This window comes from Microbulbifer mangrovi, from assembly GCF_002009015.1.
In the GTDB taxonomy this organism is placed as follows: Bacteria; Pseudomonadota; Gammaproteobacteria; order Pseudomonadales; family Cellvibrionaceae; genus Microbulbifer; species Microbulbifer mangrovi.
In genome coordinates, this window is the sequence record NZ_LZDE01000327.1 from 28265 (window position 1) to 47440 (window position 19176).

The 19176-nt window shown below is 56.1% G+C and carries 8 protein-coding genes; 2 read left to right on the forward strand and 6 right to left on the reverse strand.

Translation table 11 applies throughout. The features are described 5' to 3' along the window. Window positions 1-22 precede the first annotated feature (22 nt). The 3 genes from B4U49_RS13060 to B4U49_RS13070 all read right to left on the reverse strand — a co-directional run bounded on the left by B4U49_RS13060 (window position 23) and on the right by B4U49_RS13070 (window position 9297). On the reverse strand, window positions 23-1441 hold the full coding sequence (locus B4U49_RS13060; RefSeq protein ID WP_078085041.1) for a DUF1552 domain-containing protein: 1419 nt from the start codon (window positions 1439-1441) through the stop codon (window positions 23-25). A gap of 15 nt (window positions 1442-1456) precedes the next feature. Further along, complete coding sequence (locus tag B4U49_RS13065; protein ID WP_078085042.1) at window positions 1457-7099, reverse strand: PQQ-dependent sugar dehydrogenase; 5643 nt, start codon at window positions 7097-7099, stop codon at window positions 1457-1459. 458 nt (window positions 7100-7557) lie between these two features. Then, entirely contained in the window at window positions 7558-9297 is a 1740-nt protein-coding gene (locus B4U49_RS13070) for an alpha-amylase family glycosyl hydrolase (RefSeq protein WP_078085043.1), read from the reverse strand. A gap of 257 nt (window positions 9298-9554) precedes the next feature. Between B4U49_RS13070 and B4U49_RS13075 the strand changes: the two genes are divergently transcribed. Further along, a complete protein-coding gene (locus B4U49_RS13075; protein WP_078085044.1) occupies window positions 9555-10400 on the forward strand; it encodes a universal stress protein in 846 nt (281 codons plus the stop codon). Window positions 10401-10471: 71 nt separating this feature from the next. On the opposite strand, the gene B4U49_RS19485 is transcribed toward B4U49_RS13075, so the two are convergent. Next, window positions 10472-13747, reverse strand: coding sequence for a hypothetical protein (locus B4U49_RS19485; RefSeq protein WP_143735658.1), 3276 nt, complete (start codon window positions 13745-13747; stop codon window positions 10472-10474). Window positions 13748-14124: 377 nt separating this feature from the next. On the opposite strand from B4U49_RS19485, the gene B4U49_RS13085 reads away from it, so the two are divergent. Beyond that, the gene (locus tag B4U49_RS13085; protein ID WP_239692620.1) at window positions 14125-14925 is read left to right on the forward strand and encodes an alpha/beta hydrolase; all 801 of its coding nucleotides are present in this window, start codon (window positions 14125-14127) and stop codon (window positions 14923-14925) included. A gap of 46 nt (window positions 14926-14971) precedes the next feature. Here the strand turns inward: B4U49_RS13085 and B4U49_RS13090 are convergent, their stop codons facing one another. Further along, a complete protein-coding gene (locus B4U49_RS13090) occupies window positions 14972-16468 on the reverse strand; it encodes a tryptophan halogenase family protein (RefSeq protein WP_078085047.1) in 1497 nt (498 codons plus the stop codon). Window positions 16469-16591: 123 nt separating this feature from the next. Continuing rightward, the coding region (locus tag B4U49_RS13095; protein WP_078085048.1) for a TonB-dependent receptor at window positions 16592-19176 on the reverse strand (2585 nt) is incomplete at its 5' end.

Here is a 19176-nt window from a genome sequence, read left to right on the forward strand (position 1 = left end):
TCTCAAGTTGTACTTCGCCAGATCAAACGACCCCGCCACTCCAATGGCTTTCCGGCAGGCTGTTCACCCCCAGATAGCGGGCAACATCACCGAACAGTTGATGTGTGCCAAAAATACGCTGGCCATTGTTGGCGCCATCCCCACAATTGATGATTCGCCCCATCTGCAGCGCGCCGCCGGCGCCACCGGCCAGCGTAACCGCACCCGCGGCACCACCGTGCTTGGAGCCATCCCCCACCTCGCTGAACATCACCACCAGGGTGTCATCCAGCAGGCCTCTATCCTCGAGTTGCTGCAGGGTGTAAGCGAGCAGGGAGTGATACCAGCGCACCTGGGCGGTGTGCGGCACATCGCCCGGACGGTGCGAAGCACTGTGGCTGGCAAATTCGTTGTACCAGCGAGTGGTTGCACCCAGCGGGCCGCTCTCGCTGGTGCTCTGGATACCCTGGCTGATCGCGTCCTGAGCCATCTGCCAGCACTCGTCGTAGGAGTAATTCACCAGGTTGCCATTCTCGTCGCCCTTGGAAAGTTGCAGGGTGGCCACCCGGTGCAGACCACAGGAAAAGGCGCCCACAATATTGTCCACCTGCGCCCGCGCCAGGTGCGGGAACATCTGCCATTCGGTGGGTGTGAGCTGATTGCTGGATGCGTAATAGGGATCGCTCATCACATTGGTATTGAAGGTGCACTGGCCCACCTGATTACTGGCAAGGTCCCGCAGGCGCTTGAGGGCATTTTCGTGCAGGGTCAGTTTGTCCCTGCGCGCCGCATCCAGGGTGGCGTTGGCAAGGCTGTCGAAGTCGTTCAGTACCGCTTCGTAATACGCCTGCTTTTCTCCGTTACTATCATTACCCCCGCCCTGAATACCCACCGCCAGCTTCTGCGCTGTATCCGCGGGGTCGTTGTTGGGGATAGGCCGCGCTTCACTGTCGTAGCCGCGCGGTTTGGAAATCATGATGTCCGAGCGGCTACCGGTGCGCACACCGAGGCTGAGTACACCCTCGCTACCCAGCTGTTCTGCAATCAGGTGATCAATACTGGCGCTCTCGCGGCTGATCTGGTTGTTACCGGTAAGAATGCCGCGCATATCGTTGTAGTGGGCCCCGGCCCCGGAACCGATGTCCAGGGTCAGGTTCTGCAGAACGATCATGCGGTTGTGCCAGGGGGCGAGCGGCCCGAGGCCGAAACTCAGCTCCTGGCTGCCGCTGATGGCACCCGCGCCCTGTTGCGGCAACCAGTTGTAGGGCACCACGCCGTTGGGGTAATAGAGAAAGAGTACCCGCTGGGCGCTGCCGCCCTGTGCCAGCACTTTTTGTCCCAGCATGCTGCTGGCCAAAGGCAACAGCACACCCGCCTGCGCCATGCGCTGGAGAAATTTCCTGCGCGACTGGCTGGTGGATTCCTTGACGGTGGGAAGACGGAATTGATTGAACAGTTTCATTTTTATTCTCCTGTTTCAGCGACGCAGGGTGAATGCGTCGGACAAGACCAGGCTGCGCAGCATGGCCTGCATGCCGCCGCCATTGCGCAGGTCTTCACTCACCGTATGAATGATCAGGTCATCACTGGCGCTTTCCTCTCGCCCTACCACATAGCGGTAGAACTGGCGGGCGAAGCAGGCCTCCCCCTGATCACTGCCGGCAATCAGGCTGGCCAGTTCCGCTACCGAGTAGAAGTCGTAACTGGGGCTGGTGGGATCGAGCACTGTGGCCGGGGTGTACAGGCTCTTGATACTGCCGCTGTCATCAATCGCCTGCTGTTCACCGGTGCCGATGGTTTCGATGGTCCGGTAGAGCGCATCGCTGCCAAAGCCTTCGAAACCAAAGCCGACACCATCGATAAACTGGTGACAGGCGGCGCAGGCCGGATCAGAGGTGTGGCGCGCAGTGGCTTCCCGGTTGCTGTCGGTCTCTTCGAATACCACGTTGAAATCCGCCGCCGCGGGGGGCGGGAATTCCTGGCACATCAACACTTCGCGCACGTAGACACCGCGCTTGATCGGCGCCGGGTTGACGGTACTGGTACGTGACGCGAGGAAGCTGCCGTGCCCGAGCAGGCCGGTACCTGTACGCGGATCCCCCACGGGGAAGTTGCGCATCATCCAACCGCTGCCCGCACTGGTATCGAGGCCGTAATGTGCCGCCAGAACCTCATCCGCCCAGGTGGCATTGCCGCTCAGCAGGGTGCTGTAAGCCGCATCGTTGCGGATATTTTCCAGCACGAAGCCGACAGTCTCTTCCTTGAAGGCAGCGATCAGATCGGGACTGCTGATGGCCGGGAACGGATACTGGTTGTTGATCAGCCATCCACCGATAAACCGGCGCAGGCCTTGTTCAGATCTGGGGTCCGCCAGCAGTCGATCTACCTGCGCAGCCACATCAAAGTTTTCTTCGGTGGCCGCCAGCAGCAGCGTATCGTCCGGTGTGGTACCCCAGAAGGTGTACGACAGCAGGGTAGCCACTTCGTAGTTATCGAGACGATAAAGTCCGGTTTCCGCATCCAGCTGCCCCAACTCGGAGCGATACATAAAATGCGGCGACATCAGCAAGGCCTGCAGCAGTAACCGGCCATCATCCTCGCTGCTGTAGAGCGGCGTGTAGTTGGCGATCTCGGCAGTGGTCAGCGGACGACGGAACAGGCGGAAGCCAAGTGTGTCCACCACGCAATTTACATCGCCACAACCACTGGCAAGATTCAGGAAACCCGTCTGTCCGAGGGCGAGATCCGCAACCTGCTCTGCCACCAGCTCGTAACCGAGCGTACGATCGTTGCCGGCGGTCAGGAAAGAGGCGGTATCGAAATTGCGGAATCGACCATCCGCCGGGACCGGGTTCATCAGCGAGGCATCGAAGTCGATGGCAAAAATATCGCGCACGCTGTTGAGATACTCGTCCCGTGTCAGCAGACGCAGATTGCGCTGGTCCAGGTTGCTGCCATCGCAACTGCTGTCACCACAGGAGCCGTTATCCCAGGCTTCATCCACGATCAGGCGCGCCGTTTCATAGGCACAGGCCCCAGGCTGATCGCCGACGCAACTGGCCGCCGCATCCATGGGCATAAAGTCTTCGATATATTGCGTGAGCTGCGCCAACTGCCAGTTGCTACCGGACCCAGCAAGCGCCTGCGCCACACCGCCCTGCCCCTGATCGCCATGACAACTGGCACAGTGCGCCGCGTAAAAATTCTGCCCGGCCTCGTAAGCGTTGTTGCTGCTGGGGAACAGGGCAACCAGGGACAGGTCGTGCTGGGGAATCAACAATTGCACCTGGGGCTGCGACGGGTCGCCGACGATATAGGGTGCCGCATCGCCACTCCAGCTGGCGAACTCGGTACCCAGCGGCGGGGTATCTGCGGTGACGGTAATGACGCTGCCAATCGCATAGTCGCGGCCACCATCGGCGGTGGCACCGCCAATCACAGACAGGCGCGAAGTATCGCCGCCGACCGGGCCCTCGAGCTCCCAGGGTTCCCAGGTACCGCCTGCCAGACTCGAGGATTCGGCAATATTGCGCTGGTCGCCGGTCTGCTGGCCGTTGGCGTTGTTGAACACCAGATTGATCTGTCCGTTGTGAAGATCTTCCTCCGCTATCGTATGACTCCACCAACCTTCGACATCCGGGCCCGACATCAGTAGTCCTGGCCACTGGGTAATCGCCTGATCCTGACCATCGACGGTCACCCACAGGTGTACAAATACCTGGGCCCAATCGTCCGGGTTGTCATAGCGCACAGAGATTCCGGCGCTCGCCTCGGTGAGCGCAACCGTTGCAGCAAACTCGCCGGCTTCCGCGCGCACAGTGACATCACCGCCGCCGGTGCGCGTCACCAGGCCACTCTGGTCGACAGAGGCCGGGCCGCTGGCCACGGACCAACTAACTTGTCCGAACAAGTTCTGGCGCGTACCGTCGGCGCGCACACCGTAGGCTGCCAACTGACGGGAGCTCTCCAGAGACAGTCCCTGCGGTGCAATAGCGATATCCGTTATTCCGGTATCCACCGTAGTCACCGAAATGGTTAGCGACTTGTTAAACCCGTTTTGCTGCACGGTTACCGTGGCGCTGCCGGGATCAACCGCACGCAGGGTAAACGCACCGCTATCGACGGACTCGATAGTAACCACCGAGCTATTGCTGGAAGTCACACTGGGGGTACCGGCGACAGCCGTGGTAAAACCGTTATCAAACTCGGCTTGCACGGTAACGCTGAGAAGATCACCGCTGTTGAGGCGGTCGCTGCCCGCCAGCAAAGCGATACCGGTTTGCTGCGCGGCTGTCGCATCAATCCAGTTTCTGAACAGGTCCTCCGCCACCGGGTTGGTGTAACGGGTCCCTTTGGGCATGCGATTGTTATCGGTGGTCTGATAGATATAAATCAGGCTGCTGGCGTGATCGAATGGCCGCAGGCGGGCGGTACTGCCGGTGGTTTCCACTTCCAGCAGGCGCGTATCCGCCAGCGGCGTGTCGTAGCGCAGATCCATAAAACCACTGGCATGACAGTGAGAACAATTGGTATCCAGGTAGGTGCGTGCGCGCTCGTTCAAATCTGCGGAGGTATCACCAGCCGCGACAAACTGCGCGTGATTTTGCGCATTGCCAATATCTTCGCTAAACAGGCCGATCGTATTGAATACATCCAGCTGGTTGGCAGCGCTTTCCGGAGACTCCCCGTACTGGAAAGCCCGGTTGAACTGTCGCGTATGTACCGCCAGGGGCTCGCGACTGCCACTTCCTATGTGGCAGGATCCGCAGTCGGCGGCTGACTGCACGGCCCGCTGGCGGCTTGCAATGCCGCCATCCATCACTGTGAGCGTTTCGTTCACCAGGTCAGCGTCAGTACCGGCGCTGTTCCAGTAATAATTCGCCGCTTGCCACTTGCCGGTATCCTGGCGGAACAGCACGGATGTGGTAAACGGTTGTTCGGGATTTTCTGCTGTGGCGATGCTCTGGTGTTTTACCAGCACCGTCCCCACCGGCAGATCCCAGTCATCAATATCGGCAAAATTGATCTGGCTGTCGTTGGGCAGAGAGATGAAGTGACGCACACTGGCGCCATCAAACCAGCCCTTGGTATTCAGGCTGTATTCCAAAACACCCGAGACCGGTACCAGGTTTTCGAGATCGGCAAACAGACCGGTTTCAGATAATTTCACAGGAATTACCGCGGTTTCCGCGTCGTCATCCACCACCTTGTAAATTGTGGATTGGCCACCGTATTCCACGCCATAGGTGGAAACCAGTAGTGTTTCGCCACTGAGGTCGGTACCGAAAGAGGCGATGTTTTCCGGGAAGGTATCACTGATCAGGGTTTTGGCTTCGCCATCTACAATCGACCAGATACGCTTGGTAACGTAATCGCCAAAGATGAAATTGCCGGTAAGTCCCGGAAGCGAACCGCCCCGATAGACCACGCCGCCAATAATCGAGAAACCGGTAGGATGCGCGTAACCATCACGCGGAGGCTCAAAATCCGTGCTGCAGTTTTTCGCCGGGTCTCCCCCCAGATCCCCGCGGTTGGTGGTGCCTTCACACACCGGCCAGCCGTAATTTTTTCCCTTTTCAATCAGGTTGACCTCTTCAAACCCGGCCTGACCGACTTCGGTCTCCCACAGGGTATACGGGGCTTCGCCATCGAAGCTCCAGCGCCAGGGGTTGCGGTGGCCATAGGACCAGATCTCCTCACGGAAACCGGGTACGCCCACAAAGGGGTTATCTGCGGGGATCGCGTAATACTTCCCGTCTACCGGCTGCGCCAGTGGCTGGATACGCACAAAAGTACCCAGCAGGTTATCGGTTTCCTGCGCGCCATTATTAGTGCGCGGGTCTTCCGGATACGACATGGTGGCACTGTGCCCGTAGGCACCGTCACCGATACTCAGGTACAGGTAATTGTCCTCCGGGTGGAACTGCATCATGCCGCCCTTGTGGTCGGGACCGCGCTGGGGAATTCGCAGCAGCTCCGCTCTGGAGCCGGCAACTACCTGAACCGGACCGTTCGGGTCATCTACCGTCCAGCGCTCGAGGATGGCATCGCCGTAACTGCCATCCGGTGCGCGCTCGTTGTCATCGGTACCGTGGATGTAATAGATATAGATAAAGCCATTACTGGCGAAACCCGGGTCAAAGGCCATGCTGAGCAGGCCCTGTTCGTGATAGTTCCGCACTTCAGTGTTGATGTTGAGCAGGGTCTGCACCTCGCCCGGAGCGACATCTTCACGATTCGGGAAGGTAAAAATAGAACCGGTTTTATCCACAACATAAAGCAGGTCATTCAACCCATCCGGCACCACCATCACCGGCGACATAAACATGCCCTGCAGGTTGGGATAGGCGATTTCAAACCGGTAGTTGCCACCGGATACATTGCCGGAAATGGGGAAATTCAGCGGCTGCGCCAGCAGCGGACGCTCGCTGGGAGGCTGATCCGGGGTTTCATCGAGCCCGCAGCTCTGTGCAGGTTGCCACTGGCCATCGAGGTAGCAGGGATCGCCACTGAAAAGCAGGTCGGGCGTCTGGGTTGCACCGTTATCATTGAAAATTACATTCAGCGAGTCCGGCATGGCACCATCAAGATGCCCGGCAAAGTCATAGCAGTAAACGCCACCGCTCTGGGTCATTGGTCGTCCAGGCCAAGCGGGTAGATCGTTGAACCCGGCAGCCGGCTGCGGTCCCCAGAAATAGATATGGGGATCAGCATAATTCTGCGCATTATCGAAACAGATTTGATTACTCGACCCAGCCGGGGGATCAACAATCTCCGTCACCGAAATCGCTTTGCTGACGTCGTCGAAAGTAATCCGATAGCGCCCGTTTTGCATCAGGAAGTCATTCGCCGGGTAGGCTTCATCCCAGTTCTGAAAGTGGCTGATCTTGAAGCGCGGGTTGGCATCGTCGAACGTCTGTTCTGTAACCCAGGCACCGGCTTCTGCGTCGTAGGTCATCGCTGTGGTACCCCAATCGTTTGGGGTGCCGCGAAACCACGCTTCCGACCAGTTTTGCGCAAATGCCGTAACAGGCAGGCAGAGTACCAGCAGCAGAAAAGCGCGCAGGCATACGTAGGTAGCGGAGACCTTGTCTCCGACCACTAGGGGGGCAGATATCATCGCTATGCTCCGGTCGTTATTTTTATCCGGACGACTGTCATGTCAGTTCAACATTCAGTCTTTATTTTTTTCAACTGAATACATCGCAGCTGTGTTGTGCGCAGGAACCGCATAAGCGCAGCGCCGAGTAAGGCGCATATTCAAATTACTCTGATCGCAAAGGATTACCTCACCCTCCCCGGGGGAGGAGTTGGCAAACCCGCCAATGAGAGTTTGTAAAAGTGAGGTACCGCACAAAAGTGACAGGCAAAAAAAACCGGTATCACGCGTCAGCGGATACCGGTAAATCTTTCGACGAGAAAGAGATGGGGTCACACGCGGCCAAAAAAGGCCGGACAAACAAAGACGTCAATACAGCCGTCAATTCCAAGTCATCTCACTGCACGAGGCAAGATCCGGTAGCAAGTGCTCTGGAACTCACCGCTGCGGAGTGATGACAAATTTCGCGGCCCGGTCAGTTACCGGGCGCTCAATGCCTGGGTGGCGGGGCTACCCAAAAGCAGAGTATCGAACTCTGTATCAAATTTCAGAGTGCCATTTTCTACCCGGGCTTCAACACCAGAGTAATAATCTTTCACCAGGGTGCCCTCGGCGAAGACGCCGGCAGCAGACAGGGACTTCTCCCCTTTTGGCATATCCAGTGCCACTATTACCCGATCATCTTCCAGTGTGCGGCTGAATACATAGGGCGCTTCACTGAGACGCTTGTGCACACCGGCGCCGACCGCCAGATGAGACTGTCGGAACTGACCCAGTTTCTGCCAAAGAGCGAGTATCTCGCGGGTTTCGGTTTTTTCCAGATCCCCCCAGTTCATAGGGCTACGCAGCTGGGCATCGCCCTGGGCACCGGGCGCCGTCAGCGGCCGGGCCAGCTCATCGCCGTAGTAGATCTGTGCGGCGCCGGGCGCCAGCATCAACTTGAATGCCGCTTCGCGGGGACGCTGGCGCTCGCGGTCGAAGGAATTCATATCGTCGTGAGAGGTCAGGTAATTGAGCACACCAACACCCTCCATTGCCCCGCCGTTCAACATTTGTGAGTAGCGGGAAAAGATCGACTCCATATCTTCGCGATCGGCGCGCGCAGCGATATCGAAATTGATCAGGCTGTCGAAGCCGTAGTCAAAGAAGTCCACCTGGCGATCGCCGAAATCGAAATCACGTCCGCTGGTAATCCCATAGCCATAGACCTCCCCGACCATAAAGAAGTCGCGATTGTCGAGCTTTCTATCCGGGTTGCGTTGCTTCCAATCTGCGAGGGCAAGGCTTGCCTCCTTCTTGAGCACTGCCCAGACTTCCGGCTCCACATGCTTGACCGTATCCACGCGAAAGCCGTCAACACCGTACTCACGCACCCAGTCGGTCAGCCATTTCACCATGTAATATTTGGGCGCGCGCGGGTAACCGGTGCGCTCAAAGAATGCGTCCAGCTCGGCCTGCTCCTGTTGCAGGCGTCCCTCCTCCGCCCACTTGCTCACCAGCTGCGGCGGCGTTGACACTGGCGCATCACTTTCGGTGCGGATGTCCGGCAGGTTATCAACCAGCATGCAGCTGACGGTACCGGCAAAGCCAGACCAGTCGCACACAGAATCGGCGCGGCTCCACTCCGCTGGCCACAGCGGATCCTTGCCAGTCACCGGACCAGTATGGTTCGCCACCACATCCAGCAGTACGCGGATGCCGCGGCTGTGCGCCGTATCAATCAGTTCCGCCAGTAGCGCCTCACTGCCAAAGTTGTGATCAACGGTGGTCCAATCTCTGGGCCAGTAGCCGTGATAGGCGTAAGTGCGCCCGGTGCCCTCATCCGTGGCACCGTGAATCTGCTCGTAGACCGGGGACATCCACAGGGCGTCAACACCCAGCGCGTCGAAGTAACCCTCATTCAGCTTGTCGATAACGCCTTGCAGGTCGCCGCCGTGAAAACCGCGCAGGTGGCCCGTATCGGCCTCGCGCCCGTAGGCCAGATCGTTGTCCGGGTCACCGTTGGCAAAGCGGTCGGGGAGCATGAAATAAACGGTGGCATTGCTCCAGAATGGGTCTGCCCCGGTCGGTGCCGCGACCTTCTCCGCAGCCTCGGCGTGGACCGGGGAGTCAGCTGTGGTAACTGGCGTCGCAGGATCCGTAACGGATCCATCGCTACAGGCGGCCAGCGAGAGGCTGGCAGCGGCGATAAAGGCACTCAGGCCGGATGTTTTTCTCATTATCTTCTCTCCGCCGTTATCGAACGGTAATCACTGCAACCTACTGTACGCACCACAGCCACATTTTCATCATCCCGCCCCGGGGCGTAGATGAAAAAGGCAGCGGCCGGTGATAGGCTTGACTCCCCAGTCTTAGGGCCGCCCCAAAGCCACTTTTGGCACCAATTACAGAGGCGGGAACTGCGCCAGATCAACCTGTTGCGCGGTGATACCAGAGAGAATTCAGGGAACCGTTTCCCAATTTAAAAGGAGTGACCATGCAGGATAAACCCGTCGTATTCGTTGTCGTCGACCCCAATGACGACCGCCATGTAGCCCTCGAACGCGCACTGACCACCGCGCGCGAGCGCAACCCCCAGCCCAAGCTTGCCGTATTCGTGGCCGTGGACGGGGAAGCGGTAGATACCCGTGCCGTAAACGACCACCTGTTCCGCGACGAGTTCTGGTTCCGCGACCAGATCCGCACCCCGATCGAAGAGGCCGGTGTCGAATTCGAGATCTCCGTGTGCTGGTCCAGCGACTGGCAGGGAGCCATCATCCAGGAAGCCAAGCGCTGCAACGCCGAAATGATCTACCTGCCGGTGCACGCCAGAACCAGCAGCCGCCGCTTCACCTTTGCCGAATCCAAGTGGCAGGTACTGAAACAGGCCAAGTGCCCGGTGGTACTGATTCGCCCCGGCGCCAAGGATCGCCGCAAAGTGGTACTGGCGACCGTCAACTACCAGGCCCAGACCAACCAGCAGCGTCAGCTGAACCGTCAGATCACCGAGCGCGCCAACTACATTGCCAATATGTACGGTGCCGAGCTGCATCTGGTGAATGCGTTCCTCGACTCCATGCGCTACCCGGACCGCGGCGCCCTGGCCAAGCTGGCAGACAAGACCGGTGTCCCCACCGATCGCATCCACGTGAAGCAGGGCTACACCAACGAGGTAGTTGCCGAGATTGCCAAGGAAATCGACGCAGACGTGGTGGTGATGGGTACCCTGAACCAGTACGGGGAAACTGGCTCACTGCTGCGCGGCAATACTGCCGAGCGCGTCATCGGGTCGCTGGAGACGGATGTGATGGTGTGTAACGCATTTACCACCACGTCACACTGAAGCAGATTCGGCATTAAGCAGAACCGAAAAGGGGGCTGATAATCAGCCCCCTTTTTTCGTTGCCCCGGTCATTACGGGAGATTTGCAGCGTCTATTTCTACATAAAAGACATCGTGCTGGTTGTTCAGGTCCACATCATAGATCAATCCAATGTTTCCGCTCTGCAAAGGAGTTATCGCACTGGGGTACCTGATATCGTCAGCGACCAGGCTCACCGCGGAAAAACTCCCCTCCGAAAGCGCACTGTGATACAGGCCATCCCAGGATGAGAAGTAAAGGTGCTTGACCCCGGCCAGCTCAACAAGAAATGGGTAGCGGTAGTTGTTGTAGGATCCCAGTGAATAACTATTGCTCCAGGAAAGCAAGTCGGCGGATTCCGCCACAACTAGCCCGCCAGATGCGTACGAAACATAACTAAGGTAGTAACGCTCATCGCTGGACTGCATTAGCTGCGAGGCGAAATTGTGATCATCGCTCTCTGACACCTTGATTGAATCAGTCCAGCTCTGAAAATCGCCGCTTGTTGTGACATAAACCTCTGATCGACTGTTCTCACTACTCGTATCATGCACTGTGTAGCTAACGACATACTGGCCATCGACACTCTCGATCATTGACTCCGGACGTATATCGTTTGAATTGCATTCAATTTGATCACAACCGGCGAAATTGGTCGCGCCAGTGATATCCGTTTTCAGCCAGCTACTGCCATCTGCCGTTTCATATACACAGTATTCAAAATCGCTGCACAAGCCCAACAGCAACAGATTTCCAATGCTGTTCTCTATCAAGGCTGTATTCTCGTAGAGCTTCTCGGGCAGCGTTGACACCGCCTCCCAAGTTTCCCCCTGATTTACAGAGCGCACAAGATAGGTATTGTCCAACTCTGAATAAACAGCTACCAGCTCGCCATTTTCCCGCTGCGTGAAATTTGGCACATACGAATATTCATAGGTGTTCGTAACATAACTACCCGTTGGAACATCCAGCTCATACGTACAAGGCTTCTCATCACAGGTAGATTCAAAATAGATAAACTGCTCTACCTGAACATAGGGAAACTGATTTTCGCAATTACTCGGTGACATGGAGCAATACAAAGTAACTTCAGTCTTGTAACTGCCCGGAACACGCGGCGCCCAGTATTCAATGTTCCAGATCCCCGTACTCGACTCATAATTCGCGTTGTATACACCCGCAGCGGTGTATTCCGACAAATACCGCTCCGGTTTATTTACATCATAGGTATAGAACTGAACATGCCAGCCATCTTCATCCAGGGCCTTTTCAAAATTTGGATCAAATCCCTCCACTTTCAATACAATCGGCTCTTCCTGCAGGTACACCGATTGATTGCCAACAATGCTTAACCTGTCTTCGGTATCCAGCAGGTTGTCGTTGTCGTCATCAACATCTGCATTATCTCCGATCGTGTCGCCGTCAAAGTCCCGATGCTCACTGGCATCGTGTGGGAAACTGTCCTGGCTATCTACAAAACCATCGTTATCATCATCGGGATCTTTCAGGTTATCGATACCATCGCCGTCGGTATCACCGGTGACCTGCGGATCCAATGGCGCCTCATCAAGAAAATCGGGAGTTCCGTCGTTGTCATCATCCGGATCCGCATTATTACCTACGCCGTCTCCATCAAAATCGCGACTTTCCGTTTCATCAAACGGGAACTGGTCAGATTCATCCTCGATCCCATCGTTGTCGTCGTCCGGGTCAACGATATTGTCTAACCCATCGCTGTCGTAATCCCCGCTGTGCGCCGGGTCGTTCGGTGACTCATCATGTGGATCCGCGACTCCATCGTTATCGTCATCCGGATCACTGTTATTGCCAATACCGTCTGCATCCCAGTCTTCAGTTTCTGTCGCATCGAACGGAAACAGATCCTCGGAATCCTCCACACCGTCGCCGTCGTCATCACTATCGAAAATATTATCTTCACCGTCGCCGTCGAGATCGCCGCTGGCCAGTTCACTTTTCGGGTATTGATCGTACTGATCTTCGATACCATCGTTATCATCATCCGAATCGGCATTATCACCAAGACCATCGTCATCGGTGTCCAGTTGTTCGGAATCGTCATAAGGAAAGGCGTCTACCGCATCCTGCACACCATCATTATCGTCATCCGAGTCGTGAAGGTCGTCAATACCATCTTCGTCGTAATCGCCGGAAACCTGCGGATCCAGCGGATCAGAATCCCGGCTATCTGCCACACCATCATTGTCATCGTCGGAGTCAGCATTGTTCCCTACACCGTCGCCATCTGAATCCAACTGCTCGGATTCGTCATAAGGAAACGCGTCTTCGGTGTCCAATACGCCATCGTTATCGTTGTCAGTGTCAAATAAATTGTCTACTCCGTCACTGTCACGATCTCCAGAAACCTCTGGGTCTAACGGAGACGCATCCTTCTCGTCAGCAACCCCGTCATTGTCGTCATCCGGGTCGGCAGCATCGCCAATTCCGTCGCCATCAGAATCTTGGGACTCCGCCGGGTCAAATGGGAACTCATCGTCCGCGTCTTCTACCCCGTCGTTATCATCATCGGTGTCCTCAATATTATCGACACCGTCCATGTCGGCATCCCCACCGATTTCCTGATCATAGGGCTGTGCATCATGCGCATCTTCAACGCCATCATTATCGTCATCGAGATCGTCCGCATTCGACGTTCCATCGAGGTCGGAATCGATAATGCTTGAGTACTGCATGGTTGCCGAGAAATGCGCAACCGCGCTCTCAAGGTCCACCAGTTGGCCTAGACCTAATCCCGAAAGAATCGCAGTTACCTCATTACTGCTCTCGAACGACAACGGGTCCTGATTGAAATGCTCCAGTGAAAGGCCTGAGGAATTGATCACTTCCGCAGTACTTTCATGCAGCTGGATACGTTCATCGATATCGCCATCGTCATCCAGGCTTTGTATCAGGCGAATAAAATTCACCACCCTGGAATCTCGAATATCTTTTACCGCAAACAGCTCTAGCGGAGTTATTGCACTGGCAGTGGGAATTTCCGGGAACTGAAGCGCACCCAGAGAGAAAACTACATTATCGTTAGTGACATATTCGAACACCCCACCCCTGTCAGTGCTCCCCTCAATGCCGGAGGTTGTCAAATAGTGAAAATTGGCGATGGGACTATCGACAATCACTCCGCTGGCATCCGGGGTTGGCTCCGGGGCAGGCTCAGGGACGGGCTCGGGCGTCGGCTGCGGCGAAGGGGCAGGGGCCTCAGAACCACCGCCACCACCTCCACAGGCAGTCAGACTCAGGGCGAGAATTGCAAGCGCAAGCAGTTTGAACCTGAATGGAGAATTCCTTTTCATATGCCATCCAAAATTTTTTGATTATTAGATATTGAGGTCCAAAAGAGATACGTATCTAGTGGCCAGCGTGAACGGGTAAGGCAAGAACAAAAATATATCGCCTATATCGTATGGAATACAGCCCGCAAAGGGGTATGGAAGCTGTTAACTTGAATCCATCTGGTGCGAGCTCCAGACGAAGCCCCCCTTCCATTGCACAAACCTGCCATAAGTGACAAACATCCCAGCAACTACTATGCCCATCCTCCTCCCCCACCAAGGCGGAAGCACACTCTTGCCGAACAATAGATACTGCTAGCCTGCTCGAGACTTCCAGAGAAGGAATAATGACCAAGCGCTTCAACCTAGCCGCAATTGTTTTATTGGCCCTCCATGCTATGACCACCAACGGAGCACCCACGACAGCGTCCACCGCCCAGTCCAATGTGCACGTCATGCCCGCCGTAGAAATGAAAACCCTGCAGCGCGAGCGTATATATCGCGTGTATCTGCCAGAGAGTTACGAAGAATCCAACAAGCACTATCCAGTGCTGTATATGCACGATGGACAAAACCTGTTCGATGACGCCACTTCGTATGTGGGTGAATGGGGGGTGGATGAGGCGCTCAATCAATTAGCCAGCACCTGCGACCTGGAAATGATCGTGGTCGGTATCGACCACGGGGACAAGCTGCGAATGACCGAGCTTAACCCCTACGACAATGAGCGCTTCGGCGAGGGCGAAGGTGATGCCTATGTGGATTTTCTGGTCAACGAGCTAAAGCCTCGCATCGACCAGAAGTTCCGCACACTGCCTGGGAGAGAACACACCGCGGTGATGGGCAGCTCCATGGGAGGCCTTATCTCCAACCACGCAATCAATCGCCATCCTCAGACTTTTGGCCTCGCAGGACTATTTTCGCCATCTTACTGGATAGCGCCGCAAATACTGGCGACAACCGAAGCCAACCCCGCTTTGAAAAATACCCGGATCTACCTTTCAACAGGAGGCAAGGAAGGCGAGTCGATGACCGAGGGATTCAACCAGATGGCACACCTTCTTAAACAACACGCTGGCCCTGATCAGTGGCGGGCGCAGCTGGACGCGGATGGAGAGCACAACGAAGCATTCTGGAATCGAATATTTCCGCAGGCGGTAAACTTTCTTTTCAAAGGACACTGTGACAAGAAAGTATAAGCTGGAGTCCGGAGCGCCATATAACGGTATATGACGCTCCATTTGCTTATCCTACATGCCCCGCTAGAAACTCCTCGTGCGCAGGCAATTGGGCAACCGTACCCTGAATCAGGGTTTTCAGGCTCTGCATCAGATCGTTTAGCTGTGCGTCACTCAGCCCCTCGGCGATGACATGATAATCCTCAGGCAGCACACCCTGTCCGATCAATACCTGCTGCCAGGCCACCTCGGTAAACAGGTCATCGTAATCGCGGAATACCTTGCCCGTACTGCGGAACAGCTCGATTTTTGCATTCAAGCTGTCGGGCACAGCCATATCCTCACAGGCTCGCCAAAAATCACTGTCGCGACGCTGGTTCGCCTTGTAGTGCAGGATAATGAAATCGCGAATACGCTCCATCTCCACCCTGGACTGGCGATTGAATTCCGCCACTTCAACGTCGCGAATACCGCAATGCGGAAAACATTTGATCAGGCGGGTTGCCGCGGACTGAATCAGGTGAATCGATGTGCTCTCCAGCGGTTCCAGGAATCCGCTCGCCAGCCCCAGGCTAACCACATTGTTTTTCCACTGTTCGCGCCGATGGCCGGTATTGAACGGGATAATCCGGGCTTCCGCCAGGGCCGCTCCGGGGAGGTTGGCAAACAGCGCGTCGCGGGCCTGCTCATCGCTCCAGTGCGCACTGGAATACACCATGCCGTTACCCGTACGGTGCTGCAGGGGAATCTGCCACTGCCAGCCGGCGCTGTGGGCGATTGACCGCGTATAGGGAACAAGTTTCTCAGCGGACTGGCTGGGTACTGCCATTGCACGATCGCAGGGAAGCCACTTGTCCCAGCGCTCGTACTCACTACCCACGACCTTATCGATCAGCAGCCCCACAAACCCGGAGCAGTCTACAAACAGGTCTCCCTCTACCGACTGCCCGTTTTCCAGCAACAGGCTCTCTACATCCCCGGTGTTCCCGTTTTGGCGCACATCGCAGACCTTGCCCTCGATGCGCTGCACACCGCGCTGCTCGCTGAACTTTCGCAGGTACTGCGCATATAGCCCGGCGTCAAAATGATAGGCATAGGCGATACCGGGAAGATTGGTGTTGGGTATATTGGGCAGCGGCGCAAAGCGATTATTTTTCGCCGCCTGATAATTCAGTGAGTAATCCCACAGACTGCTCGTATCGCCGTTTGCGCGGGCGCGCAGCCAGTAGTGGTGAAAATCGCAGAACGGAAAATTCTTGCCGATGTTGCCGAAGGCATGCATATAGCTACTGCCCGGGCGCGACCAGTTTTCAAACTGAATTCCAAGCTTGATGGTGCCCCTGGTCGCCTTGAGAAAATCCTGCTCATCAATGCCCAGCGCGCGATTGAAATTCTGGATTGGCGGGATCGTGGCTTCACCGACGCCCACAGTACCAATCTGGTCTGACTCGACCAGGGTAATGTCGACCGTCTCGCGCATACTGCGAGCCATCAGGGCTGCTGTCATCCAGCCCGCCGTGCCACCGCCAAGAATGACTAATTTCTTTATTTTTTTATTGTTCACTACTATCCCCCGTTGAGGGCTCTCTCAAATTACTTCTCGCCTTCCCTGCCAATAAACTCCTGTAAAACAAAAAAGGCCCCTGCAACCGGAATCACAGGGGCCCTGATGACAACTCAGAGGTGCTTACAGCTCGTAGCTGAAGCCCAGCAAGAAGGTCTTGCCGTAGCTCTGGTAATCGCGAACCTGAAGTTCATTGTCACCGCTCAGTGTGGTAAACGGCTCGTCGGTCAGGTTGATGCCCTGCAGGTAAACGGACAGGCCTTCCAGACCACCGATACCAGACTCGCCAAAGTCGTAACCCAGCTGCGCGTCGACGATGGTTTCACCCAGCACGTCTACCTGTACGGTATCGAAGCCCAGGCCATATACGTCGCCCTTGAAGTCAGAACGCTTGCGCACACTGGTACGGGCAGAGAAACCATGGTTATCGTAGTAGATGGTCATGTTCTGGATGCTGTCAGACAAGCCCGGCAGCTCGTACTCGTTACCATTGATGTCTTCGATATCAGAGCTAACGCCAGTGTGGCTTGCCAGCAGGCCGAAACCGTCGAGGCTTTCGCTGAACATGTTGAACGGCAGAGACACAGACAACTCGTAACCCTGCAGGGTACCGCCACCGCCATTGACCTTACTGTAGCGGGTCGCGTCGGAGGAAACACCATCCGGAATCAGGGTGGAATCCAGAGACAACACTTCGGACACATCAACTTCGTAGTTGTCGTCGAAGTGCCAGGAATCGAGGTCTTTCCAGAAAACTGCTACGGAGAAGTAACCTTCGTCGCTGAAGTAATTCTCGTAGGACAGGTCAACGCCAATCGCTTCTTTCGGCTCCAGGTAGGGGTTACCACCGGAGATTTTGAAATTGTTGCCGTTGTCATCCTGAGTCGCAGAGTACTCGAAGTTTACGGAAGAGTTCATCTCATCCATGCGAGCACGGGAGATAGTCTTGGCCGCACCGAAGCGCAGAGTCTGCTGCTCGTCGATTTCCAGAGACAGGTTCAGGCTTGGCAGCAGGTGACCGTAGTCGTGCTTCACGTTGGAGGCTTCTGCAACGACCAGGTTGTTTTCGACCTTACCGGTGTAACCTTTGGAAGTCACTTCGGTGTATACGTAGCGCAGACCAGCATTACCGGACAGCGGCAGACCTGCCACCTGAGTTTCGAAGTCCGCCTGTGCAAAGGCCGCAGTAACGGCTTCGCTGATATCGTAAGACTTGGTCAGGTGCTTGATATCAGTCAGGGATTCGTCGGTCAGCTCGTAATAGCCGTCACGCAGCATGCCAGCCGCGTCGTAGGCAATCATCTCGCCCATGCCGATGAAGTCCAAGGAAACGGTGCCCAGACGGTATTCTTCCGGCACGATCAGGGTGCTGTTTTCGGTAGTACCGTCGAAGTTCGCCAGGGTCATGTAGTAACCCTGAGAGCGCTTCACTTTCTGGCGGTCGCGGTAGGAAACACCGTAGGAAATTTCGTTGACGATACCCGCTTCAACAATTTGGGTAGCAGCCAGCTTCAGGGAGGTCAGCTCGTCATCGATTTCCGGCGCATTCAGGAAGCCGTCCTGCGCTGCATTCTCGTAGGGAGTGCCTGCGAGGTTGTATTTGTCGTTCAGCGCCTGGCTCCAGCCCCAGGTCAGCGGGCCGCCCAGCTGAATCAGGTCATAGTCGCTGTAGTCCAGACCATGCTCGAACTGTGCGCCGGTGTTACCGCCATTGAAGGTGTATGTGAGGTCATCAGCAACACCTTCGCTGTCGCCACGGCCAGTACCGGAGTAGCTCTCGAAGCTCCAGATATCGCGCTCAACCTTGGAGTGGCTGGCATCGAACTCCAGCTGGAAGTCGTCGGTGAAGTCGTACTTGGTATTGAAACCGAAGGACTTCATTTCCGCGGAGCGGCTCTCCATGTCGTTGCGCACAACAACGCGCTGACCTTCGGTGGTACCGCTGGTTACGAAGCCGGTTGCTTCGTCAATTTCATTTGCAGTGATGCTGCCCTGGCCCCAGGCAACGGGGAGTTCGATACCGCGCAGGATCTTCTCGTCGGTGAAGTCTACGTAGAGAGCATCGAAGGTAGTGTGCAGTTTGTCATTCGGCTGCAACTCAACTACCAGCATGGCGCTGTCGCGCTCAAGCAGGGATGAACGTACAAACGGCTTGGCACCGCCCAGTACGGAGTAATCTTCCAGTCCCGGGGTATCGTTGCGGTAGCCCCAGGAGTTCCAGCGCTCTTCCTGGTTCGGGGAGCTCATGGTGTTGTAGGCGAAAGCCACACCAACGGTATCATCCGCAAACTGGTCAATGTAGGAGAAGGTGCCACGATGGCCTTTGTCTTCACCATCCGGATTCAGCTTGTCAAAGCTGGTCGCTTCCAGCTGACCGTTGAACTGCACAACACGCTCGCCACGCTCCAGCGGCTTGACGGTCTGCATGTCGATCACGCCGGCAATGCCTTCAGCTTCCAGGTTGGCAGTCGGGGTTTTGTAGACGGTTACACCGCTCATGATCTCGGAGGGGTAGAGATCGAATTCCACACCGCGGTTGTCGGAGATGGAAACCTGCTCACGACCATTGAAGGTGGTGGCACTTTCATTTTCACCGAAGCCGCGAATGGTTACTCGGCTGGCACGGCCGTCCAGACGCTGGGTAGCCAGGCCCGGCAGACGGGAGATGGCTTCAGCGATGGAGGAGTCGGGCAGCTTGCCGATGTCTT

Coding starts and splice junctions, on each gene's coding strand:
- B4U49_RS13070 (WP_078085043.1), bottom strand. CDS start 9,297: ATGAGAAAAACATCCGGCCTGAGTGCCTTTATCGCCGCTGCCAGCCTC.
- B4U49_RS13085 (WP_239692620.1), top strand. CDS start 14,125: ATGACCACCAACGGAGCACCCACGACAGCGTCCACCGCCCAGTCCAAT.
- B4U49_RS19485 (WP_143735658.1), bottom strand. CDS start 13,747: ATGAAAAGGAATTCTCCATTCAGGTTCAAACTGCTTGCGCTTGCAATT.
- B4U49_RS13075 (WP_078085044.1), top strand. CDS start 9,555: ATGCAGGATAAACCCGTCGTATTCGTTGTCGTCGACCCCAATGACGAC.
- B4U49_RS13060 (WP_078085041.1), bottom strand. CDS start 1,441: ATGAAACTGTTCAATCAATTCCGTCTTCCCACCGTCAAGGAATCCACC.
- B4U49_RS13065 (WP_078085042.1), bottom strand. CDS start 7,099: ATGATATCTGCCCCCCTAGTGGTCGGAGACAAGGTCTCCGCTACCTAC.